The organism is Streptomyces sp. NPDC031064, from assembly GCF_055570965.1.
Genome location: NZ_JBVIGF010000003.1, coordinates 556,555 through 579,704, shown reverse-complemented (window position 1 = coordinate 579,704; position 23,150 = coordinate 556,555). Strand labels below are relative to the sequence as shown.

Genomic DNA, 23,150 nt, shown 5'->3' with positions numbered 1-23,150 from the left:
CGGGTTTCCTTCGAGTCTGCCCGACTGCCGAGGGGTTAACGGCCGGAACTGGATCATCGGCGTGGCGGATCGCCGCAAGCCCCCATGAGGGCCGCCGACTACCGTCCGCAATGATCCAAAATGCGCGCATTATGTACGTATGTGAGTCTGGCAGCGGCCCTGGCCCCTACACCCCCACAGGAGGCATCACCATGGCCAAGGACAAGAAGCAGAACCGCAGTCAGCAGAAGGCGTCGGCTGCGGAGCGCGGCGCGCAGCAGGCCCAGCAGACCTCGCTGGAGGCCCAGTCCGAGCACCGCATGGCGGCCTCTCCGGCGGACGTCGCGCGCAAGGGGCGGCAGAAGAGGTTCGGCCACAACTAGGCACGCCTGAACGCGCGGCGTACCCCGCGTACGCCGGAAGGGGCGCACCCGTGACGACGGGCGCGCCCCTTCCGCGCGGGAAGCCGGGGCCGGGCCGCGGCCGCACCGAGCCGAGCCGGGGCACGGGCCGCGCCCGCGACCGGGGCGGGGACCCAGGGGCGAGCCCGAGCCGGGCCCCAGGGACGAGCCCGAGCCGGGCCCAGCCGGAGCCGGCCCGCGTCGAGCCGGGCCCAGCCGGGGCAGGCCCCAGCCGGAGCCGGGCCCCAGTCGGTCAGCCCGTCAGCCCGTCAGCCGGCCAGGCAGGAGGGGCCGAGCAGCACCTTGAGGTCGCCGAAGAGTGCCGGGTCGGGCTGGACGCGGTGCCGGTCGAGCCGGAGCACGGTGGTCGACCGCGGGCCCTGGAGCTTGATCCGCACCTCGGTGTTGCCCTTGTGGTGGGTGAGGATCTCGCCGAGGCGGCTGACCATCGGCGGGGTGACCTTGACGGTCGGGATGGTGAGCACCACGGGCGCGTTGGTGCCGGCCGACGACAGGTCGGGGACCATCAGCTCCATGGCGACCAGCCGCGGCACGTCCTCGCGCTTGTCGAGGCGGCCCTTGACGAAGACCACGGTGTCCTCGACGAGCTGGGTGGACACGAGCTGGTACGTCGCCGGGAAGAACATGCACTCGATGGAGCCGGCGAGGTCCTCGACGGTGGCGATGGCCCAGGCGTTGCCCTGCTTGGTCATCTTCCGCTGGAGGCCGGAGATGATGCCGCCGATGGTGACGACCGCGCCGTCCGCGTGCTCCCCGCCCGTGAGCTGGGAGATCGCCGCGTCGGTCTTGTCGGACAGGACGTGCTCGATGCCGAAGAGCGGGTGGTCGGAGACGTACAGGCCGAGCATCTCGCGCTCTTGGGCGAGGAGGTAGGACTTGTCCCACTCGACGTCGGAGAACTCGACGTCGAGCCCGAAGCCCGGCTCGTCGCTGGTCTCGTCCCCCATGCCGCCGAAGAGGTCGAACTGCCCCTCGGCCTCCTTGCGCTTGACCGCGACCACGTTGTCGATCATCGGCTCGTGGTGGGCGACCAGGCCCTTGCGGGTGTGGCCCATCTCGTCGAAGGCACCGGCCTTGATGAGCGACTCGATGGTGCGCTTGTTGCAGACGACCGCCTCGACCTTGTCGAGGAAGTCGGGGAAGGAGGTGTACTTCCCCTTCGCCTTGCGGCACCGGATGATCGACTCGACGACGTTGGTGCCGACGTTCCGCACGGCGGACAGGCCGAAGAGGATGACGTCGTCACCCTGGGCGGCGAAGTTCGACTCGGACTCGTTGACGTTGGGCGGGAGCACCTTGATGCCCATGCGGCGGCACTCGTTCAGGTAGACGGCCGACTTGTCCTTGTCGTCCTTGACCGAGGTGAGCAGCGCCGCCATGTACTCGGCGGGGTGGTTGGCCTTGAGGTAGGCCGTCCAGTACGAGACCAGTCCGTACGCGGCGGAGTGGGCCTTGTTGAAGGCGTATCCGGCGAAGGGGACCAGCACGTCCCACAGGGCCTGGATGGCCTCGTCGCTGTAGCCGTTCTTCTTGGCGCCGGCCTGGAAGATGGTGAAGTTCTTCGCCAGCTCCTCGGGCTTCTTCTTGCCCATGACGCGGCGGAGGATGTCGGCCTCGCCGAGCGAGTACCCGGCGATGATCTGGGCGGCCTTCTGCACCTGCTCCTGGTAGACGATCAGGCCGTAGGTGACGCCGAGGACCTCCTTGAGCGGCTCCTCCAGCTCGGGGTGGATCGGGGTGATCTCCTGCTGGCCGTTCTTGCGCAGCGCGTAGTTGGTGTGCGAGTTCATGCCCATCGGGCCCGGCCGGTAGAGGGCCGAGACGGCGGAGATGTCCTCGAAGTTGTCGGGCTTCATCAGCCGCAGCAGGGACCGCATGGGGCCGCCGTCGAACTGGAAGACTCCGAGGGTGTCGCCGCGCTGGAGCAGCTCGAAGGTGGTCGGGTCGTCGAGCGGGAGGCCGAGGAGATCGATGTCGATCCCCTTGTTGGCCTTCACCATCTTGACGGCGTCGTCCATGATCGTGAGGTTGCGCAGGCCCAGGAAGTCCATCTTCAGCAGGCCGAGCGACTCACAGCTCGGGTAGTCCCACTGGGTGATGGTCACGCCGTCGGTGTGCCTCACCCAGACGGGGACGTGGTCGACGATGGGCTCGCTGGACATGATCACGCCGGCGGCGTGCACGCCCATCTGCCGGACCAGGCCCTCCACGCCGCGCGCGGTGTCGATGACCTTCTTCACGTCCGGCTCGTTCTCGTACATCGAGCGGACCTCGCCGGCCTCCGAGTACCGGGGGTGGGAGGGGTCGGTGATGCCGGAGAGCGGGATGCCCTTGCCGAGGACGTCGGCGGGCATGGCCTTGGTGATGCGGTCGCCCATCGCGTACGGGTAGCCCAGCACGCGCGCGGAGTCCTTGATCGCGTTCTTGGCCTTGATGGTGCCGTACGTGCCGATCATGGCGACCTTGTCCTCGCCGTACTTCTCGGTCACGTACCTGATCACCTCGACGCGCCGACGCTCGTCGAAGTCGATGTCGACATCGGGCATGGAGACGCGCTCGGGGTTGAGGAACCGCTCGAAGATCAGGCCGTGCGGGATCGGGTCGAGGTCGGTGATGCCCAGGGCGTACGCCACGATCGAACCGGCGGCGGAGCCTCGGCCGGGGCCCACGGCGATGCCCTGGTTCTTGGCCCACATGATGAAGTCGGCGACGACGAGGAAGTACCCCGGGAACCCCATCTGGATGATGACGTCCATCTCGTACTCGACCTGCTGCTGGCGGTCCTCCGGGATGCCGCCGGGGAAGCGGCGGTGCATGCCGCGCTGGACTTCCTCCTTGAACCAGCTCACCTCGGTGTGGCCCTCGGGGATGTCGAACTTCGGCATGAGGTCGCGCTTCTCGAACATGCCGGTGGTGTCGATCTGCTCGGCCACCAGGAGGGTGTTGCGGCAGCCCTCCTGCCAGGCGTCCGAGGAGTCGATGGCGTACATCTCGTCGGTGGACTTGAGGTAGTAGCCGGTGCCGTCGAACTTGAAGCGGTCCGGGTCGGAGAGGTTCTTGCCGGTCTGGATGCACAGCAGCGCGTCGTGGGCGGAGGCCTCGTGCGCGTACGTGTAGTGCGAGTCGTTGGTGACCAGGGGCGGGATGCCGAGCTTCTTGCCGATCTCCAGCAGGCCGTCGCGGACCCGGCGCTCGATCTCGATGCCGTGGTCCATCAGCTCCAGGAAGTACCGGTCCTTGCCGAAGATGTCCTGGTACTCGGAGGCCGACTTCAGCGCCTCGTCGAACTGGCCGAGGCGCAGCCGGGTCTGGAGCTCGCCGGAGGGGCAGCCGGTGGAGGCGATCAGCCCCTCGGACCACTGGGCGATGGTCTCCTTGTCCATACGCGGCCACTTCTGGAGCCAGCCCTCCTTGTACGCGTCGGAGGAGAGCCGGAACAGATTGTGCAAGCCGGTCGCGTTCGCCGCCCAGATCGTCTTGTGGGTGTAACCACCCGAACCGGAGACGTCGTCCCGCTTCTGGTGCGGCTGGCCCCACTGGATCTTGCGCTTGTTGCGCCGGGACTCGGGCGCGACGTACGCCTCGATGCCGATGATCGGCGTGACCCCCGCCTTCTGCGCCGAGTGGAAGAAGTCGTACGCCCCGTGCAGGTTGCCGTGGTCCGACATCGCGATGTGCGTCATGCCCATCTCGTTGCAGGCGTTGAACATGTCCTTGAGCCGCGCGGCACCGTCCAGCAGCGAGTACTGGGTGTGCACGTGAAGGTGCGTGAACGGCGGCTTCGACACGGCTGCTGCCTCCGGGGGTCGGGGATGGGGGACAGCTCGGAAGTCTACGTCGCCCCACTGACAACGGATGTGCCCGATGAGGAGTGGCGGGCGGGCACTCGGGAGTACGGTCGCGCGTTGGAGGGGGACGGAACACCTGTCCCTTTTGTCATGCGCGCGGTCATGCGCGCGCCCGTGTACGTACGCACCAGGAGGCACCCCGCGATGTCGGTCCCGCAGCCCACCGCCGAGGAACGCGGTGAGCAGATCCTCTCCGTCTTCGGTACCGCGTTCGGCGAGCTCCTGGCCGCCGACCCGGCCGCCTTCCGGGTCAAGTTCCGGAAGATGGCCGGCTCGGCCTTCGCCTTCTACCGGGGCACGGCCTGCCTGTTCTACGCCGATCTCGACCGGGAACGGCACGGCGGCCCGTACCTGGACGAGCGGACCGGCCGGGTGTGGATCCACGGCGACCTGCACGCCGAGAACTTCGGCACGTACATGGACGCCAACGGCCGGCTGATCTTCAACGTCAACGACTTCGACGAGGCGTACGTCGGGCCGTTCACCTGGGACCTGAAGCGGCTGTCGGCGTCCCTGGCGCTGATCGGCTACACCAAGGCGCTCAGCGACGAGCAGATCACCGAGCTGGTACGGATCTACGCCGCCGCCTACCGGGAGCGGATCCACGCCCTGGCGACGGGCGCCAAGAACGAGGAGGTCCCGCCCTTCACCCTGGACACGGCCGAGGGCCCGCTGCTGGACGCGCTGCGTGACGCCCGGTCGCTGACCCGGTTCGGGCTGCTGGAGTCGATGACCGAGATCCGGGACTTCGAGCGCCGGTTCTCGGCCGGCGGCGGGGCGATCGAGCTGGACGCGGCGACCCGCTACAAGGTGCTGGCCGCGTTCGACGGGTACCTGGAGACGCTGCCCGAGTCGAGCCTGGCCCGGCCGGACTCGTACCGCGTGAAGGACGTGGTGGGGCGGCGCGGCATCGGCATAGGGTCGGCCGGCCTGCCCTCGTACAACATCCTCCTCGAAGGCAACAGCGACGCCCTCGAGAACGACGTCGTGATCTACATGAAGCAGGCGCAGACCCCGGCGGTCTCCCGCCATGTGACGGACCCGGCGGTGCGCGGCTACTTCCAGCACGAGGGGCACCGCACGGTCATCTCGCAGCGGGCGCTCCAGGCGCACGCCGACCCGTGGCTGGGCTGGACGGAGCTGGACGGCGCCGGGCAGTTGGTGGCGGAGGTCTCGCCGTACGCCGTGGACCTGGACTGGTCGGACATCGACGACCCGGAGGAGATCGCGGCGACAGTCGCCGACCTGGGCCGGGCGACGGCCACCATGCACGCGGCGGCGGACGACGAGAGCGGGCACTCCCTGGTGCCGTTCTCCACGGAGCGGGCCATCGACGCGGCGATCGCGGCGGACGAGGAGGGCTTCGGCGAGCTGCTGGTGGACTTCGCGCACGGCTACGGCGCCCGGGCCCGGGCGGACCACCAGATCTTCGTGGACCTCTTCCGCAACGGCCGCATCCCCGGCCTCTGACCCGCTCCTGGCGGGCCCTGGTAGGCCGGATCCTTTAGGGACCGCTTACAGCAAGGCGTGGCACACTCTCGGGCGATGGACGACATTTCCGGGACCCGGCTCAGGTGGCTGCGGGCGGCGTTCTTCACGGCACTGGTCGTGACGCTGTCCGTGGCCTCCCATGTGCTGCTCTCGGGGGCGCCGCTACCGCTGGCGACCGTCGCCGCCGTCGCGGCCGGTGTCTTCGGCGTGGCGTACGCGCTGGCGGGCGCCGAGCGCGGGTACTGGCGCATCGCGGGGCTCCTCGTCCCGCTGGAGCTGGCCGCCGACACGGTGTTCACCACCGGCCAGCACGTCTGTTACGGCCCGGCCGGCGGCCCCGTGGCGGGGTCCCTGCGGGCGGTGGGCGTCGACGTGCTGTGCGGCGGCGACGTGGGCGCCCCGCTGCCCGGTGTCGTCGCCCCCGAGGGCGGTGCCGCCGCCCTGCTCCGCTCCGCCGACCCGGCGCTGCCGTGGCTGTTGCTGGCCGCGCACGTCACGGTGGGACTGGTGGCCTCGGCGTGGCTGCGGCGGGGCGAGAGCGCGCTGGCCGGCCTGGTGCGGGCGGTGGCCGCCTTCGCCTTCCGGCCCCTGCTGATCGCGGTCGCCGTCGTGGCCGCGCCCGGCCTGACCGCGCGGCGGGGCGGCCCGCTCGCGAGCCGGCCGCGCCCGTCCCGTACCCGCCTTCTCGTGCACTCCGTGGGGCGGCGTGGACCGCCGTGCCGGGCGGCTCTCGCCGCCTGAGCGCAGCAGTCCCTTTTCACACCGGAGCGAACCGGCTTGCTTCGTTCGCGCCATTCGCGCTGTTCGCACCGGTTCAGCACGGATTCCACGGAGAACACCACCATGAGTGCACGCAACAGCCAGGCCAACAAGGCGGCCGCCCGCGAGCGGCTGCGCCAGGAGCGGGAGCGCCAGGCCAAGAAGGACAAGCTCCGCCGGCAGATCACCGTCGCCGTCTCGGCCGTCGCCGTCCTGGCGGTGGCCGGTGGTGTCGGCTACGCCGTGATGCAGGCGAACAAGCCCTCCCACTGGGAGGCGGCGAAGGACCAGAAGAGCGTCACCGCGCCGAAGAACACCTCGGGCGAGAACGGCACCACCCTCGTCATCGGCAAGCCGGCCGCGAAGAAGACGCTGGAGCTGTACGAGGACTCCCGCTGCCCGATCTGCGCGACGTTCGAGCAGGGCGTGGGCGAGACGATCGAGAAGGACGTCGCGGCCGGCAAGTACAAGCTCAAGTACATCGGCGCCACCTTCATCGACAACAGCGACCAGGGTGAGGGCTCCAAGAACGCGCTCTCCGCGCTGGGTGCCGCCCTCGACGTCAGCCCGGAGGCGTTCCTGGACTACAAGGCGGCCCTCTACTCGGCCAAGTTCCACCCCGAGGAGAGCCAGGACAAGTTCGCCAAGGACTCCTACCTCCTGGAGATCGCCGAGACCGTCCCGGCGCTCAAGAGCAACGCCGCGTTCAAGAAGAACGTCGAGGAGGGCACCTTCGACGCCTGGGCGCTCAAGATGTCCGAGGCCTTCGGCAAGAGCGGGGTGAAGGGCACGCCCACGGTGAAGATGGACGGCAAGCCGGTGACGGACGCGCGGGGCAACGCCCCCATGACGGCTGCCGACTTCACCGCCGCGATCGACGAGGCGCTCAAGAAGTAGCCGCTCCGGAAGGAAACCGCTCCAGAAGGGCGACCGCGCCTGAAGCCGCCGCTCAGGCACGGGGCGGGTACGCCTGGGGAGCAAGGCGCGGCTTTCGGCCAACGGGCGGGCGAACTCAGGGTAGTTCGTCCGCCCAAGTGCTCTACCGATCAGTAATCTGATCGGCCGTGACCAGTCGTTCTCTTTCCACACCCAGCCGCCGCACGGTCGTCAAGGCCGCTGCCGCCACCGCTGTCGCCGCGCCCGTCCTGGCCGCCGCCCCGCCCGCCGCGGCGGAGGTCCGGGCCCCGGCCTTCCTCCACGGGGTCGCCTCCGGCGATCCGCTGCCCGACGGCGTCCTGCTCTGGACGCGCGTGACCCCCTCCCCCGACGCCCTCCCCGGTTCCGGCAAGGGCCCGGACACCGAGGTGAGATGGGAGGTCGCCGAGGACAGAGCCTTCACCCGGACCGTGTCCAGGGGCACGGCCACGGCGACGGCCGCGTCCGACCACACCGTCAAGGTGGATGTAAGGGGCCTTCGCCAGGAGACCGCCTATTACTTCCGCTTCACGGCCGGTACGGATGCCGCGACGTCCGTCTCCCCCGTCGGCCGGACCCGCACGACCCCGGCCGCCGACGCCACGACGGACGGTGTCCGCTTCGGCGTCGTCTCCTGCGCCAACTGGGAGGCCGGCCACTTCTCCGCCTACCGCCACCTCGCCGCCCGCACCGACCTGGACGCGATCCTCCACGTCGGCGACTACATCTACGAGTACGCGACCGGCGCCTACCCCAAGCCCAAGTACGTCGTACGGCAGCACGAGCCGAAGCACGAGATCGTCACCCTCGCCGACTACCGCCTGCGGCACGGCACCTACAAGACGGACGGCGACCTCCAGGCGCTGCACGCCGCGCACCCGGTGATCGCCATCTGGGACGACCACGAGTTCGCCGACGACACCTGGTCGGGCGGCGCGGACAACCACACACCGGGCACCGAGGGCGACTGGGCGGCGCGGGCGGCGGCCGCGAAGCAGGCGTACTTCGAGTGGATGCCGGTGCGCACCTCCACCGAGGGCACGGTCTACCGCCGGCTGCGCTTCGGCCGACTGGCCGACCTGCACCTGCTGGACCTCCGCTCGTTCCGCTCGCAGCAGGCGTCCACGGGCAGCGGCCGGGTCGACGACCCGGACCGCACGATCACGGGCCGGGCCCAACTGGACTGGCTGAAGGCGGGGCTGGCGTCCTCCGACGCGGCCTGGAAACTGGTCGGCACCTCGGTAATGATCTCGCCGGTCGCCTTCGGCTCCCTGCCCGCCCACCTGATGGGCCCCGTGGCGGAGCTGCTGGGGCTGCCCAAGGGCGGCCTGGCGATCAACGTGGACCAGTGGGACGGCTACACGGACGACCGCAAGGAGCTGCTCGCCCACCTGACGGACCGTTCCATCACCAACACCGTGTTCCTGACCGGCGACATCCACATGGCGTGGGCCAACGACGTACCGGTGACGGCGGCCACCTACCCGGCGTCGCGGTCGGCGGCGACCGAGTTCGTGGTGACGTCGGTGACCTCCGACAACCTGGACGACATCCTGCACGTGGCGCCGGGCACGGTCTCGCTGGCCGCCGCGGCGGCGATCAGGGGCGCCAACCGCCATGTGAAGTGGGTGGACATGGACAACCACGGGTACGGCGTCCTCGACGTGACCGCGGAGCGCTCGCAGATGGACTACTACACCGTCTCCGACAAGACGAAGCCGGACGCGTCCTCGGCCTGGATACGGTCCTACCGGACGCTCAGCGGAACGCAGAAGGTCGAGCGGGTGAACGAACCGGTTCGATGACGGTCCTTCAGCGATGATTTTCAGCCAATCCTCTGGTTGTTAACAGGAGATCACAGCACCATGGCGGGCGGTGTGTTCCGTAGATCGAATGCGGACACACCGCCCGCACTGGGTGCCAGTTCTGTTACGCGGACGTCTCGGAGTCTGGAACGGACCGAAGGATTTCTCCCTGATGTCTTCAATTACTCAACGATTGATTGGGCTTGTTCAATGCTCATCAAGATCTGACATGGCCACGTAATCTCCCCGCGGTGGCGAGGAAGGCCCTCTCCACACCCCCACGCGAGGAGTCACCATGCGTGCTCTTGCCCGAATATCTCCGCGTATGCACCGCCGTGTTCTGGGCACGGCGGTCATGGCCGGATCCCTGGCCCTCTTCCCGCTCTCCGCCCCGACGGGTGTCGCCGCCGCCACGTCGCCGGCCGCCACCACGGTCACCGAGGAGTGCGCCGAGGGTTCGGGCGCCGCCAACGCGCGCGAGATCCACCCCGAGGGCGCGGGTCACGCGCACGAGCCCAACGAGGTCACCGACGCCAAGGCCAAGGCCATGGACGCGGACCTGAAGAAGAGACTGGAGGCGGCCCGCGCGAACGGGGGCCGCATGAACGTCGCCGCCGCCACCACGATCCCGGTCTACTTCCACGTCATCCACGACGGCGAGACGGGCAAGCTCAGCGCGACCGACATCAACGCGCAGATGGCCGTCCTCAACTCCGCCTTCGGCGGCCAGGGCACCGGCAACACCGACTCCGGCTTCACCTTCACACTGGCCGGCACGGACTACACGAACAACGCCGCCTGGTACAACCTGAGTTCCGGCTCCGCCGAGGAGAAGGCCATGAAGTCCGCCCTCCGCCAGGGCGGCGCCGGTGCGCTCAACTTCTACACGGCCAACCTCAGCGGTGGCCTCCTCGGCTGGGCGACCTTCCCGTCCTCGTACAAGTCCAACCCGACCATGGACGGTGTCGTCGTGCTCGACGCCTCCCTGCCGGGCGGCTCGGCCACCAACTACGCCGAGGGCGACACCGGCACGCACGAGGTCGGCCACTGGATGGGGCTCTACCACACCTTCCAGGGCGGCTGTAACGGCAACGGCGACTACGTGACCGACACGCCCGCCGAGAAGAGCCCGGCCTACGAGTGCCCGACCGGGCGCGACACCTGCGTCAACAAGACGGGTGCCGACCCGATCCACAACTTCATGGACTACACGTACGACGCGTGCATGTACCAGTTCACGGCGGGCCAGGTGCAGCGGATGAAGGACCACTGGACGGCGTACCGGGCAGGCTGACTTCCCTCTAACCTGGCGCCATGAGTGCGCCGGGGGACGTGATCGACGGTCGGTTCGAGCTGCTGCAACGGCTCGGCAGCGGGGGCATGGGCACGGTGTGGCGGGCACGCGACACCGTGCTCCACCGCGAGGTGGCCCTCAAGGAGGTGCGGTACGACGCCGGGCCAGCCGACGCCATGCGCGAGCGGGTCCTGCGCGAGGCGCGGGCGCTGGCCCGGCTGAGCCACCCGCACGTGGTGACCGTCCATCACATCGTGGACGTGCGGCCCCATCCGTGGATCGTGATGGAGCTGCTGCCCGGCACCTCCCTCCAGGACCGGCTCGCCCGGGAGGGCCCGCTGCCCCCGGTGGAGGCGGCGCGCATCGGCCGGCAGGTGCTGGCCGCCCTGCGCGCCGCCCACGCGGCCGGCATCCGGCACCGGGACGTCAAGCCCGCGAACGTCCTGCTGCGGGCGGACGGGAGCGCGGTCCTCACCGACTTCGGCATCGCCGCGCTCCAGGGCTCCACGTCGCTGACGGTGACCGGCGAGCTGGTCGGCTCGCCCGAGTACATCGCACCCGAGCGCATCCGGGGCGTGGACGACGACCCGTCCTCCGACCTGTGGTCGCTGGGCCTCGTGCTGTACGTGTGCGTGGAGGGCGTCAGCCCGCTGCGCCGCGCCACGACGCTGGCCACCCTGGCGGCCGTCCTCGACGACCCGGTCCCCCCGCCCGTACGGTCCGGGCCCCTCGCGCCCGTCCTCGCCGCCCTGCTCGTCCGCGACCCGGTGGCCCGCCCCGACGCGGCCCGGCTGGACGCGATGCTCGCGCTGGCCGAGAGCGACACGACACCCCCGCCGCACTGGTCGGCGCAGCCGACGGTGACCGCGCCGCCGCGTCCCACGCCACCAGCGCCGCTCCCGGATGCCGTCACACGGGCCGACCACCCGGCCCGGAGCCGTACCCCGGTCGTGGTCGCGGCCGTCTCGGTGGCCGTGGCGCTGGCCGCCGCGACCGCCCTGGTACTGGTACTGCGCGACGGGCCGGCCACGCGCGCCGACGGTGTGAACGGCTCGACGCCCTCCCCGACCGCCACGGCACACCCGACGACCGCCGGGCCGACCACCGCCACGCCCACGACCGCCACGCCCACGACCGCCCGGCCGACGACGCACAGCCCCACCCAGGCGCCACCGCCGCCGTCCACGCCCTCCGACCCGCTGGCCGAGAGCTGGATCGCCCAGCTCGCCTCCGTGTCCAAGTCCTCGGGCACCGGCGCACGCGCGCGCATGGCCGCGTCCCTGCGCGACAAGGGCCTGGAGGAGGCCGACTACCTGGACAGCGACGCGTACGCCTCCCTGCGCCCCGGCTACTGGGTGTTCTACGTGCCGGGCTTCAACAGCGGCACGGAAGCCGCGCAATGGTGCCGGTCCGCGGGGCTCACCTCCAAGAACGACTGCCTCGGCCGCTATCTGAGCCACCGCTCCTCGGACTTCGGCTACCAGTGCGTCCCCGGCCCCGGCGCCATCAGCGGCCGCTGCACGCGCGCGTGAAGCGCCACGGGCCCTCCTGCAGGCACCACAGGCGCTCCAGGCCCTACAGGCCGTCCAGGAACGACAGGGCGATCGCCCAGGTCCGCTCGGCGGCCTCCTCGTCGTAGTCGGGCAGGTCCGGGTCGGTGTACAGGTGCCCGGCGCCCGGGTAGCGGTACACCTCGGCGTCCGCGCCCGCCCGCCGCATCCCCAGGTACCAGGCGTTCAGCCAGTCCTGCGGCTCGAACGGGTCCGGGTCGGCGACATGGAGCTGTACGGGAAGCTCGTCCACCGAGGCGTTCGGCGCGATGTCCGACGTCCCGTGCAACAGCAGCAGCCCGCGCGCCTTCTCGTCGCCGAGCGCCAGGGTCTGCGCGATGGACGCGCCCAGGGAGAACCCCGCGTACACGAGCCCTTGCTCGGAGTACGGGGCGGCCGCCATGACGGCCCGCTTGAGCAGCTCCTCCTTGCCGATGCCGTCCTTGATGGCCATGCCCTCTTCCACGGTGCCGGCCGTTTGACCGTCGTACAGGTCGGGCACGTGCACGTGGTGCCCGGCGGCGCGCAGCCGGTCGGCTGCCGCGTGCACGGCCGGGCGCGGACCGTAGGCCGAGTGGAAGAGCATGATGTCCATCCGGCCATCCTGCCATTTGGAATGCGGAGCCATGGAGAACGTACTGCGCCCGTTGACCGTCGTCGGCGGCTCGGTCGTGCTCACGCTGGTGGTCGGCTACCTCGCCGATGTCACGCTGCGCCGAGCCGACGCCCGGCACCACGAGACCCCGCTGTGGGGGCTGCTGCGCCGCTGCAGGCTGCCCCTTCAGGTGGTTCTGCTCACCGCGCTGCTCCGCGGCTCGTACCGGCAGACGAAGTGGGCGGTGATCGAGGACCATGAGGCCGGGATCGGCCAGGCCCTGACACTGGTACTGATCGGGGCGAGCGCGTGGCTCGTGGTGCGGATCGCGGCGGCCATAGTCGAGTCCAGTTACGCCCGTTACGCCTCATCCACCCGTGACGCCGCGCGCGTGCGCCGGGTCCGGACCCAGGTCACGCTGATCATGCGGATCGTCACGGCGGTGGTCGGCGTGGTCGCGGTCGCCGCGATGCTGCTGACGTTCCCGGACTTCCGGACGATCGGTACGTCCATGCTCGCCTCGGCGGGCATCATCGGCATCGTCGCCGGTGTCGCGGCGCAGTCCACGCTCGGGAACCTCTTCGCCGGCTTCCAGATCGCCTTCGGCGACATGGTGCGGATCGGCGACACGGTGGTCGTGGACGGCGAGTGGGGCGTGGTGGAGGAGGTCACGCTGACGTTCCTGGCCGTACGGACGTGGGACGAGCGGCGGATCACGATGCCGGTGTCGTACTTCACCAGCAAGCCGTTCGAGAACTGGTCACGCGGCGGCGCCCAGATGACCGGCACGGTCTTCTTCCACCTGGACCACTCGGCTCCGGTGGGCCTGATGCGCGAGAAGCTCAAGGCCGTCCTGGCGGACTGCCCGGCCTGGGACGGCCGCGACTGGTCCCTTGCCGTCACGGACACCACCCCCAGCACGATCCAGGTGCGGGCGGTCGTCACGGCGAAGGACGCGGACGACATCTGGACGGTGCGGTGCGTCGTACGCGAGCAGATGATCGCCTGGCTGTACGAGAAGCACCGCTACGCGCTCCCCCGCATCGCCACGTCCCCGGCGTCGCTGCCCCCGGACGGCCAGTGGCCCGAACGCGGCGTGTCCGCCCGGCAGCCCCGCCCGGCCGAGGTCCACACCAACAACGCGGACGCCTACGCCCTGGACGGCGAGGCCCCCGCCAAGGACGCGCCCCGCACGGGCCGCGGCTGACCCCGCCGGCCCGCCCTCACCGCAGGCTGCGGACGTCCAGGTGGCGCAGGACGCGGTCGACGACCTCCGGGTCGGCACCGGGCTCGCTGCGGGCGGAGAGCACCTCGTGGCGGGCCGCCGACATCAGTTCCCGCTGGATGCGCTGCATCGCCTGGAACCGCTCCGCCCGCCGGGCGGAGGCCGACCGCCGCTCCTCGTCGACCAGGTCGGGGCTGATCCGCGCCCCCACGTCGAACGCGACGCGCTGGAGCCGCTCCTGGAGGTCCTCCGGGAGCGGCTCCACCTCCTGGATCTCCTTGAGGCGCCGTTTCGCGGCCTTCGCGGCCCGGATGGCGAGCTTCCGCTCCAGCTCCCGCTCCGCGTCCGTGTCGGCGCGCACGCCGAGCCTCTTCACGAGCCACGGCAGGGTGAGGCCCTGGAGGACGAGCGTCGCCATGATGACGCAGAAGGCGATGAAGACGATCTCGTCCCGCCCCGGGAACGGCGCCCCGTCCTCCGTGCGCAACGGGATCGCGAGCGCCAGCGCGACCGACGCCACGCCCCGCATGCCGGACCACCACATGACGACGGTCTCCCGCCAGCTCATGGGGATCTCCTCGTCGTAGTCCCGGCGCGTGTGGAGCCGTTTGGCGAGCCAGGTGGCCGGCAGCAGCCACAGCAGCCGCACGCCCACGACGCAGCCGGCGATGGCCGCGCCCCAGCCCAGCATCCGCAGCTCGCGCCCGTCGGCCGTGCCGAAGACGTTGTGCAGCTCCAGGCCGATCAGCCCGAAGGCGATGCCCGTGACGAGGGTGTCGACGATCTCCCAGAACGTCCGCCCGGCGATCCGGCCCATCACGTCGTCCGCGTCCGTGGCGTGCTCGGCGAGGAACAGGGCGGTGACCAGGACCGCGAGGACGCCGGAACCGTGCAGTTCTTCGGCGAGCACGTAACTGACGAAGGGCACCAGCAGCGTGAGCCCGGTCTGGAGGGTCGCGTCGCCCAGCAGCCCCATCAGCTTGTTGGAGAGCCAGCCCAGCGCGAACCCGACCACGATGGCGACGACGGCGGACAGCACCAGCTCCCCGGCCGCGCCCGCCCAGGAGAACGTTCCGCCGACGGCCGCGCCGATCGCCACGTGGTAGAGCACGATCGCCGTGACGTCGTTGAACAGCCCCTCGCCCTCCAGGATCGACACGAGCCGGCGCGGCAGCCCCAGGGAGCCGGCGACGGCGGTCGCGGCGACCGGGTCCGGGGGCGCGACCAGCGCGCCGAGCGCCACGGCGGCGGCGATCGGCAGACCGGGCACGACCGCGCTCGCCACCGCGGCGACGGCGGCCGTGGTGACGAAGACCAGCGCCACCGCCAGCAGGAAGATGGGGCGCTTGTTGGCGGCGAACTGGCGCCACGACGTGCGCTGCACCGTCGCGTACAGCAGCGGCGGCAGGACCAGCGGAAGGATGAACTCCGGCGGGATCTCCACGTTCGGCACGAAGGGCAGCAGCGCCAGCACCACGCCCGCGAGCGTCATCAGCACCGGGGCGGGCAGCCCCAGCCGCTCCCCCAGGGGCACGGTCACCACCGCCCCGAGCAACAGCACGAGAAGCAGAGCCAGTTGGTCCATGGTGCGCCCTCCGGCCGTTCACCCCACGATGGTCGTTACAGCACGCGCCGCATCGCCTGGTGGGGTATGCCGGCGTCCTGGAACTCGTCGCCGTACGCCTCGTAACCGAGCCGCTCGTAGAACCCGAGCGCCTGCGTCTGGGCGTGCAGGTCCACCGCGGTCAGCCCACGCGCGCGTGCCGCCTCCTCGATGGCCTGTACCAGGGCCACGCCGACGCCGAGGCCCCGCGCGGCCCTGGCCACCGCGAGCCGGCCCAGCGAGCCCACGCCCTCGGCGCCACCGGTCTTGCCGGCCGCGTCGGCCCCGTACAGCAGCCTGCCGGTTCCGAGGGCGACCCCGTCGGCACGGCGGACGGCCAGCACGTGGACGGCGGTGGCGTCGTAGGAGTCGTACTCGATCTCCTCCGGTACCCCCTGTTCCGCGACGAAGACCTCACGGCGGACGGCGAAGCCCGCCTGACGGTCGGCATCGGTCACGGCCTCCCGTACGGCGAACTCGCTCACGCGCTCTCCGCGGCGATCCTGTCCAGGGCGGCCTGGAGGTCGTCCGGGTAGGTGCTCTCGAACTCGACCCACCGGCCGTCCGCCGGGTGCTCGAACCCGAGGCGGACCGCGTGCAGCCACTGCCGGGTCAGGCGGAGCCGCTTCGCCATCGTGGGATCGGCGCCATAGGTCAGGTCGCCGACGCACGGGTGGCGGTGGGCCGACATGTGGACGCGAATCTGGTGGGTGCGGCCCGTCTCCAGCTTGATGTCCAGCAGGGAGGCCGCGCGGTACGCCTCGATCAGGTCGTAGTGGGTCACCGACGGCTTGCCCTCGGCGGTCACGGCCCACTTGTAGTCGTGGTTCGGGTGGCGTCCGATCGGCGCGTCGATCGTCCCGCTCAGCGGGTCGGGGTGCCCCTGCACGAGCGCGTGGTAGCGCTTGTCGACCGTACGGTCCCGGAACTGCGCCTTGAGCAGCGTGTACGCCCGCTCCGACTTGGCCACCACCATGAGCCCGGACGTGCCGACGTCGAGGCGGTGGACGATGCCCTGCCGCTCGGCGGCACCGGACGTCGAGATCCGGTACCCGGCCGCCGCGAGGCCGCCGATCACGGTCGTCCCCGTCCAGCCGGGGCTCGGGTGGGCGGCCACGCCGACCGGCTTCACGATCACGACGATGTCGTCGTCGTCGTGCACGATCTCCATGCCCTCGACGGGTTCGGCGACGACCTGCACGGGAACGGGCGCCCCGGGCATCTCGACCTCGAGCCACGCGCCACCGCTGACCCGCTCGGACTTGCCGACGGCGGCGCCGTCGACGAGCACCTTCCCGGCGGCGGCCAGCTCGGCCGCCTTGGTGCGGGAAAACCCGAACATACGGGCGATGGCGGCGTCGACTCGCTCGCCTTCGAGGCCATCGGGAACGGGCAGCGTACGGATCTCGGGAATCGTGCTCACCCGTCGAGTATGCCTTGTCAGTCCTTGTGAACGGTCCCGTCCGGGTCCAGCCCCTTGAACGACAGGATCACAATGAGGAACCCGCCACACACGATCGCCGAGTCCGCCAGGTTGAACACGGCGAAGTGCGCGGGCGCGATGAAGTCCACGACCGCGCCCTCGAAGACGCCGGGCGAGCGGAAGATCCGGTCGGTGAGGTTGCCGAGCGCACCACCGAGGAGCAGGCCCAGGGCGATCGCCCAGGGCAGGCTGTAGAGCTTGCGCGCCAGCCGGATGATCACCACGATCACCACCGCCGCGATGAGCGTGAAGATCACGGTGAACGCCTCGCCGATCCCGAACGCCGCGCCCGGGTTGCGCACCGCCACGAACCTCAGCAGGTCACCGACGACCTGGATCGGCTCGTGGTGCTCCAGCTTGGCCACCACGAGCATCTTGCTGCCGAGATCCAGCAGATAGGCCACCAGGGCCACGACGAGCAGCGCGACGATGCGGCGCTTGCCCTTGGGCTGCTCGGCGGGGGCCGCAGCCTCGCCGTCCACGTCCGGCGTACCGATGATGCGCTCCGCCTCTGCCACGTGAGTCCCTCAACCTAGGTGCCTACTAGGCACGAGGGTACGGCACACACGTACGGGTTCAGCCCCGCCGTTCCTGCTTCTGCTTGTCCTCCACGCACAGGGTGGCCCGCGGGAACGCCTGCATGCGCGCCTTGCCGATGGGCTTCCCGCACACCTCGCACAGGCCGTACGTGCCCGCGTCGAGCCGCTGGAGCGCGTGCTGGGTCTGCTCCAGGGTGGCGCGGGCGTTGGCGGCCAGCGCCATCTCGTGCTCGCGGGTGATGTTCTTGGTCCCGGTGTCGGCCTCGTCGTGCCCGGCGCCGTCCCCGGAGTCCCGCATCAGCCCGGACAGGGCCACCTCGGAGGCGGTGATCTCCGCCTGGAGGCGGGCCACCTCGCCCTCCAGCTCGGCCCGCGCCTCCGCGACCTCCTCCGAGCTCCAGGGCTCCTCCCCGGGCCGTACGGCGAGCTCCTCCGGTGCCGTCTCGGCGACACCCCGGGCAGGGGGTACGGCCGAGGCGGCCGGCGCCGTGGTCACGTCCGCGGTCTTCTTCGCTGCCACTGTCCTGGCTCCTGTCTGTTCCGCGGCCTCGGCCGCCCCCTCGGCCGCGACTGCGGCCTGTTCCGCGGCCTTCCCGGCCACGTGCTTCCTTCCCACCCCTCGCCCGGCCCCGCCCCCGGCGACCGCCTTCTCGGCGGGTGCCTTCTCGGGCGCCGCTTTCTTGGCGGGCGCCTTCTTGGCCGCCGTCTTCTTGGCGGGCGCCTTCTTGGCCGGCGCCTTCTTGGCGGGCGCCTTTGTGGCCGCCGTCTTCCTGGCCGTCGCCTTCTTGGCCGTCGCCTCGCCGGGCACCTCCTCGGCTGCTTCCGCTCCCTTCTTGCCCACGCCCTTGCCGACCGCCTCCTCGTCGGCCTTCTTGGCCGTCGCCTTCTTCCGGGCCGCCGTCTTCTTCGCGGGCGGCGCTTCCTCCGCCTTCCCGCCGGGGCCGCCACCCTCCTTGGACGCGGCCTTCCGAGCCGTGGCCTTCTTCGCGGACGCCCTCTTGGCGGACGCCGCCTGCCCGCCGCCTTCCTGTGCGGCCGTTTCCCGATCGCTCGCCGACGCCTTCCTGGACGCCGCGCGGGCGGCGGGCTCCTTGGCAGCGGGGCCCGCGCGCTCAGAGGCGGTGCGCCCCGCGGCCTCCGCCGCTTCCGCCGTCTCGGCGCGCTTCGCGGACCGGTCCGCCTTCTTCGCGGCGGTGGTGTCGCCCCTCACCGCCCCCGCCCCGGCCACGGTCTTCTTCGTGACCGTCTTCCGGGCGCGGGCCGGCGCCGCCGGGCGCGTCGCCGCCGCAGACGACGCCGTGCTCTTCTTCCCCGTCGTGTCCTTGGCCGCCGCGCCCGTGGCGGTGGATCTCGCGGACGCCGTCTTCTTCGCGGCGGTCTTCTTCGCCACCATCTCGCGGCCCCTTCACATATTGTGATCTTGCTCGCGAATCGTGCTGGGACGATAAATCGACTCAAGCCCCGCGGCAACGGGGCACGCCGCCGGTCCGGACGCCCCATGCCCGCGGCAAGGACAGCCTGCATCCGTTGTGCCCAGCTCCCCGCCCGGTAATCCGCCCCCCACGCCCGTCCGGAGCCCGCCGGACCCCGTATGGCCATTCGGGTCACTTCCGCGCCCACCGCCCGCGCCCCGGAAAACCGGTCGGCCGCTGTCCGTCCGGGCCCTTACACTGGGCGCAGCGAAAGGCTTGGATGGGGACGAGTAGCGTCGTACGCAGCCATGAGCGACCCGGGGACGGTGAGAGCCCGGGGGCGAGCCCGATGTGAAGCATCACCCCGGAGCCGCCGGAAGAACGCCCGCGGGAGACCGCGCGGTCAGTAGAACCGGCATCGCGACCCCAATGAGGGGGCTCAGGACCGCCCACGAGGCCGGTCCGGGGCCAAGGAGGGTGGTACCGCGGGAGCCGCGCAGCGCTGGCGCTCTCGTCCCTCCGACGGAACGAGTCACAGTCCGCCGGAGGATTCGATGTCGCAGTACCGCCAGGTACCCGCCCAGGTCGACCTGCCCGCGCTCGAGCACGCCGTGCTCGATTTCTGGCGCGAGGCCAAGGTTTTCCAGAAGTCCCTTGAGCAGTCCGAGGGCCGCCCGGAGTGGGTCTTCTACGAGGGCCCGCCCACCGCCAACGGCATGCCCGGCGCGCACCACATCGAGGCCCGCGTCTTCAAGGACGTCTTCCCCCGCTTCCGCACCATGCGCGGCTACCACGTCGCCCGCAAGGCCGGCTGGGACTGCCACGGCCTGCCGGTCGAGCTCGCCGTCGAGAAGGAGCTCGGCTTCTCCGGCAAGAAGGACATCGAGGCGTACGGCATCGCCGAGTTCAACGCCAAGTGCCGCGAGTCGGTGACCCGCCACACCGACGCGTTCGCCGAGCTGACGACCCGGATGGGCTACTGGGTCGACCTGGACGACGCGTACCGCACCATGGACCCGGAGTACGTCCAGTCGGTCTGGTGGTCCTTGAAGGAGATCTTCAACAAGGGCCTGCTGGTCCAGGACCACCGCGTCGCCCCCTGGTGCCCCCGCTGCGGCACCGGCCTGTCCGACCACGAGCTGGCCCAGGGCTACGAGACGGTCGTCGACCCCTCCGTCTTCGTCCGCTTCCCGCTGACCTCCGGCCCCCTCGCGGGCGAGGCCGCCCTCCTCGTCTGGACGACGACCCCCTGGACCCTGGTGTCCAACACGGCGGTCGCCGCCCACCCCGAGGTCACCTACGTCGTCGCGACCGACGGCGCCGAAAAGCTGGTCGTGGCCGAGCCGCTCCTCGCCAAGGCCCTCGGCGAGGGCTGGGAGGCCACCGGCCAGACCTTCACCGGTGCCGAGATGGAGCGCTGGACCTACGAGCGCCCCTTCGCCCTCGTCGAGTTCCCCGCCCCGGCGCACTTCGTCGTCAACGCCGACTACGTCACGACCGAGGACGGTACGGGTCTGGTGCACCAGGCACCCGCCTTCGGTGAGGACGACCTCAAGGTCTGCCGCGCGTACGGCCTGCCCGTCGTGAACCCGGTCCGCCCCGACGGCACCTTCGAGGAGGACCTCGACCTCGTCGGCGGCCAGTTCTTCAAGAAGGCCGACGAGGCCCTCACGGCCGACCTCCAGGCCCGTGGGCGGCTCTTCAAGCACATCGCGTACGAGCACAGCTACCCGCACTGCTGGCGCTGCCACACGGCGCTGCTGTACTACGCGCAGCCGTCCTGGTACATCCGTACGACCGCCGTCAAGGACCGGCTCCTGGAGGAGAACGAGAACACCAACTGGTTCCCGGACTCCGTCAAGCATGGCCGCTTCGGCGACTGGCTGAACAACAACATCGACTGGGCGCTCTCCCGCAACCGCTACTGGGGCACCCCGCTGCCCATCTGGCGCTGCGAGGAGAACCACCTCACCTGCGTCGGTTCGCTCGCCGAGCTGTCCGAGCTGACGGGCACCGATCAGTCGTCCCTGGACCCGCACCGCCCGTACATCGACGACGTCACCTTCCCCTGCCCCACCTGTCAGGAGACGGCGACCCGCGTCCCCGAGGTGATCGACGCCTGGTACGACTCGGGCTCGATGCCGTTCGCGCAGTGGGGCTACCCCTACCGCAACAAGGAGATCTTCGAAAAGCGCTACCCGGCGCAGTTCATCTCCGAGGCCATCGACCAGACGCGCGGCTGGTTCTACACGCTGATGGCGGTCGGCACGCTCGTCTTCGACAAGTCGTCGTACGAGAACGTCGTCTGCCTGGGCCACATCCTCGCCGAGGACGGCCGGAAGATGTCCAAGCACCTGGGCAACATCCTCCAGCCGATCCCGCTCATGGACCAGCACGGCGCGGACGCGGTGCGCTGGTTCATGGCGGCCGGCGGCTCGCCCTGGGCCGCGCGGCGCGTCGGCCACGGCACCATCCAGGAGGTCGTCCGCAAGACGCTCCTCACGTACTGGAACACGGTCGCCTTCCAGGCGCTGTACGCCCGTACGTCGGGCTGGGCGCCCTCGGCCGCCGACCCGGCGCCCGCCGACCGCCCGGTGCTGGACCGCTGGCTGCTCTCCGAGCTCCACGCGCTGACCGACCAGGTCACGCAGGCCCTGGAGGCGTACGACACCCAGCGCGCCGGCAAGCTGCTCTCCGCGTTCGTCGACGACCTCTCCAACTGGTACGTACGCCGTTCCCGCCGCCGCTTCTGGCAGGGCGACAAGGCGGCGCTGCGTACGCTCCACGAGGTCGTCGAGACGGTCACGCGCCTGATGGCCCCCCTCACCCCGTTCATCACCGAGCGCGTGTGGCAGGACCTGGTCGTCCCGGTGACCCCGAACGCGCCCGAGTCCGTCCACCTCTCGACCTGGCCGGAGGCCGACCTCTCCGCGATCGACCCCGCCCTCTCCACCCAGATGGCCCTCGTACGCCGGCTGGTCGAGCTGGGCCGCGCCACGCGCGCGGAGTCGGGCGTCAAGACCCGTCAGCCGCTCTCCCGCGCCCTGGTCGCCGCCACGGGCTTCGAGGCCCTGTCGCCCGAGCTGCACGCCCAGATCACGGAGGAGCTGAACGTCAGCTCCCTGGCCTCCCTCTCGGAGGTGGGCGGGTCGCTCGTCGACACGACCGCCAAGGCGAACTTCCGGGCCCTGGGCAAGCGCTTCGGCAAGGGCGTCCAGGACGTGGCCAAGGCGGTCGCCGCCGCCGACGCGGCCGCGCTGTCCCTCGCCCTCCGCAACGGCGAGGCGACCCTGGAGGTCAACGGCGAGACGATCACCCTGGCCCCCGACGAGGTGATCATCACCGAGACCCCGCGTGAGGGCTGGTCGGTCGCCTCGGACGCGGGCGCGACGGTCGCCCTGGACCTGGAGATCACCCCGGAGCTGCGCCGGGCGGGCCTGGCCCGTGACGCGATCCGCCTGATCCAGGAGGCCCGCAAGAACAGCGGCCTGGACGTCGCCGACCGGATCGCCCTGCGCTGGGAGTCCACCGACCCCGAGGTCGCCGCGGCCCTCGCGGACCACGCCGAGCTGATCGCCGACGAGGTCCTGGCCACCGACTTCGCCTCCGGGGAGGCGGACGCCACGTACGGCGAGCCGTTCACCGACGAGGGCCTGTCCCTCACGTTCCGCCTCCGCAAGGCGTAACCGGACGAATTGGGGCCCGGCCACCTCGGTGGCCGGGCCCTTCGGCATCCCGTCCCGCACCCGGCATACCACCCGGGCGGGGCCGTGCAGGGTCGCCCCCGCAGAGGTTGGCGGCAAAGGCCGGGCTCCCTTGGATGGCACCCAAGGCCGCCGGCCTCGAGGAGGTGAGCCCGGAGGGGCCCCGCCCCCACCCACCCGGGGTGACCGCCCAGCCCATCGGGCCGCACCCGGACAAGCCACCGCCCCAGGGCGAACCGAGCAAGGGCACCGCCCCGGTCCCGTTGTGCCCACCCTCCCCCTGGCTCTCGGCTTCGCTCGAGCAGGGGGGACCCCCATCGCCGTGCAACACGACCGCCCACAACGGGAACAGGGACTCCCAAGACACCGGGGCACCGCCCACCGCCCACCGCAAAGGGCCGGGGGGAGGGGGGGGGAGGGGGGGGGGGGGGGGAGCCCCCCCCCCCCCCCCCCCCACCCCCAAGACCCCACCAACAACAACCCGCCGCCGCCCTTTCCCCCGAACACAACAAAAACAGACAAAACC

The 23,150-nt window shown here is 71.0% G+C and carries 16 protein-coding genes; 9 read left to right on the top strand and 7 right to left on the bottom strand.

What is annotated here, in order from left to right; translation table 11 throughout:
- Nucleotides 1-191 precede the first annotated feature (191 nt).
- Nucleotides 192-362: a hypothetical protein gene (locus tag ACZ46W_RS13670; protein WP_468336129.1), complete on the top strand. Its 171-nt coding sequence runs from the start codon at nt 192-194 to the stop codon at nt 360-362.
- 287 nt (nt 363-649) lie between these two features.
- On the opposite strand, the gene dnaE is transcribed toward ACZ46W_RS13670, so the two are convergent.
- Complete coding sequence (gene dnaE / locus ACZ46W_RS13665; protein ID WP_468336126.1) at nt 650-4,189, bottom strand: DNA polymerase III subunit alpha; 3,540 nt, start codon at nt 4,187-4,189, stop codon at nt 650-652.
- A 204-nt stretch (nt 4,190-4,393) separates the two neighbouring features.
- On the opposite strand from dnaE, the gene ACZ46W_RS13660 reads away from it, so the two are divergent.
- The 6 genes from ACZ46W_RS13660 to ACZ46W_RS13635 all read left to right on the top strand — a co-directional run bounded on the left by ACZ46W_RS13660 (nt 4,394) and on the right by ACZ46W_RS13635 (nt 12,045).
- Entirely contained in the window at nt 4,394-5,719 is a 1,326-nt protein-coding gene (locus ACZ46W_RS13660) for a DUF2252 domain-containing protein (protein WP_468336999.1), read from the top strand.
- Between the two features lie 75 nt (nt 5,720-5,794).
- Nucleotides 5,795-6,481, top strand: coding sequence for a hypothetical protein (locus ACZ46W_RS13655; RefSeq protein WP_468336123.1), 687 nt, complete (start codon nt 5,795-5,797; stop codon nt 6,479-6,481).
- 102 nt (nt 6,482-6,583) lie between these two features.
- A complete protein-coding gene (locus ACZ46W_RS13650; RefSeq protein ID WP_468336120.1) occupies nt 6,584-7,396 on the top strand; it encodes a DsbA family protein in 813 nt (270 codons plus the stop codon).
- A gap of 167 nt (nt 7,397-7,563) precedes the next feature.
- Nucleotides 7,564-9,219, top strand: coding sequence for an alkaline phosphatase D family protein (locus ACZ46W_RS13645; RefSeq protein ID WP_468336117.1), 1,656 nt, complete (start codon nt 7,564-7,566; stop codon nt 9,217-9,219).
- 325 nt (nt 9,220-9,544) lie between these two features.
- On the top strand, nt 9,545-10,513 hold the full coding sequence (locus ACZ46W_RS13640; RefSeq protein ID WP_468336114.1) for a zinc metalloprotease: 969 nt from the start codon (nt 9,545-9,547) through the stop codon (nt 10,511-10,513).
- A gap of 20 nt (nt 10,514-10,533) precedes the next feature.
- Nucleotides 10,534-12,045 carry a serine/threonine-protein kinase gene (locus ACZ46W_RS13635; protein WP_468336111.1) on the top strand — a complete coding sequence of 504 codons (1,512 nt, stop codon included), beginning with the start codon at nt 10,534-10,536 and terminating at the stop codon, nt 12,043-12,045.
- Between the two features lie 43 nt (nt 12,046-12,088).
- On the opposite strand, the gene ACZ46W_RS13630 is transcribed toward ACZ46W_RS13635, so the two are convergent.
- On the bottom strand, nt 12,089-12,658 hold the full coding sequence (locus ACZ46W_RS13630; RefSeq protein ID WP_468336108.1) for a dienelactone hydrolase family protein: 570 nt from the start codon (nt 12,656-12,658) through the stop codon (nt 12,089-12,091).
- A gap of 31 nt (nt 12,659-12,689) precedes the next feature.
- Between ACZ46W_RS13630 and ACZ46W_RS13625 the strand changes: the two genes are divergently transcribed.
- Entirely contained in the window at nt 12,690-13,865 is a 1,176-nt protein-coding gene (locus ACZ46W_RS13625) for a mechanosensitive ion channel family protein (RefSeq protein ID WP_468336105.1), read from the top strand.
- Between the two features lie 16 nt (nt 13,866-13,881).
- Here ACZ46W_RS13625 and ACZ46W_RS13620 read toward each other — a convergent pair whose 3' ends face one another.
- The 5 genes from ACZ46W_RS13620 to ACZ46W_RS13600 are packed head-to-tail and all read right to left on the bottom strand — an operon-like array spanning nt 13,882 to nt 18,901.
- The gene (locus ACZ46W_RS13620) at nt 13,882-15,468 is read right to left on the bottom strand and encodes a Na+/H+ antiporter (RefSeq protein ID WP_468336102.1); all 1,587 of its coding nucleotides are present in this window, start codon (nt 15,466-15,468) and stop codon (nt 13,882-13,884) included.
- A gap of 35 nt (nt 15,469-15,503) precedes the next feature.
- Nucleotides 15,504-15,971 (bottom strand): GNAT family N-acetyltransferase, encoded by a 468-nt coding sequence (locus ACZ46W_RS13615; RefSeq protein WP_468336099.1) that lies wholly within the window; start codon nt 15,969-15,971, stop codon nt 15,504-15,506.
- Nucleotides 15,968-16,909, bottom strand: coding sequence for an RluA family pseudouridine synthase (locus ACZ46W_RS13610; protein WP_468336096.1), 942 nt, complete (start codon nt 16,907-16,909; stop codon nt 15,968-15,970). The genes ACZ46W_RS13615 and ACZ46W_RS13610 overlap by 4 nt, the downstream gene beginning before the upstream one ends.
- A gap of 17 nt (nt 16,910-16,926) precedes the next feature.
- Entirely contained in the window at nt 16,927-17,487 is a 561-nt protein-coding gene (lspA, locus tag ACZ46W_RS13605) for a signal peptidase II (RefSeq protein ID WP_468336093.1), read from the bottom strand.
- A 58-nt stretch (nt 17,488-17,545) separates the two neighbouring features.
- Nucleotides 17,546-18,901, bottom strand: a complete 1,356-nt coding sequence (locus ACZ46W_RS13600) for a TraR/DksA family transcriptional regulator (protein ID WP_468336090.1) — start codon at nt 18,899-18,901, stop codon at nt 17,546-17,548.
- Nucleotides 18,902-19,474: 573 nt separating this feature from the next.
- On the opposite strand from ACZ46W_RS13600, the gene ileS reads away from it, so the two are divergent.
- Nucleotides 19,475-22,606, top strand: a complete 3,132-nt coding sequence (ileS, locus tag ACZ46W_RS13595; protein ID WP_468336087.1) for an isoleucine--tRNA ligase — start codon at nt 19,475-19,477, stop codon at nt 22,604-22,606.
- Nucleotides 22,607-23,150: the final 544 nt, after the last annotated feature.

Bases quoted from the DNA above. Each gene is read 5' to 3' on its own strand.
- ACZ46W_RS13660 (WP_468336999.1), top strand. From the start codon at position 4,394: ATGTCGGTCCCGCAGCCCACCGCCGAGGAACGCGGTGAGCAGATCCTC.
- ACZ46W_RS13635 (WP_468336111.1), top strand. From the start codon at position 10,534: ATGAGTGCGCCGGGGGACGTGATCGACGGTCGGTTCGAGCTGCTGCAA.
- ACZ46W_RS13650 (WP_468336120.1), top strand. From the start codon at position 6,584: ATGAGTGCACGCAACAGCCAGGCCAACAAGGCGGCCGCCCGCGAGCGG.
- ACZ46W_RS13670 (WP_468336129.1), top strand. From the start codon at position 192: ATGGCCAAGGACAAGAAGCAGAACCGCAGTCAGCAGAAGGCGTCGGCT.
- ACZ46W_RS13620 (WP_468336102.1), bottom strand. From the start codon at position 15,468: ATGGACCAACTGGCTCTGCTTCTCGTGCTGTTGCTCGGGGCGGTGGTG.
- ACZ46W_RS13655 (WP_468336123.1), top strand. From the start codon at position 5,795: ATGGACGACATTTCCGGGACCCGGCTCAGGTGGCTGCGGGCGGCGTTC.
- ACZ46W_RS13625 (WP_468336105.1), top strand. From the start codon at position 12,690: ATGGAGAACGTACTGCGCCCGTTGACCGTCGTCGGCGGCTCGGTCGTG.
- ACZ46W_RS13630 (WP_468336108.1), bottom strand. From the start codon at position 12,658: ATGGACATCATGCTCTTCCACTCGGCCTACGGTCCGCGCCCGGCCGTG.
- ileS (WP_468336087.1), top strand. From the start codon at position 19,475: ATGTCGCAGTACCGCCAGGTACCCGCCCAGGTCGACCTGCCCGCGCTC.
- ACZ46W_RS13640 (WP_468336114.1), top strand. From the start codon at position 9,545: ATGCACCGCCGTGTTCTGGGCACGGCGGTCATGGCCGGATCCCTGGCC.
- ACZ46W_RS13600 (WP_468336090.1), bottom strand. From the start codon at position 18,901: ATGGTGGCGAAGAAGACCGCCGCGAAGAAGACGGCGTCCGCGAGATCC.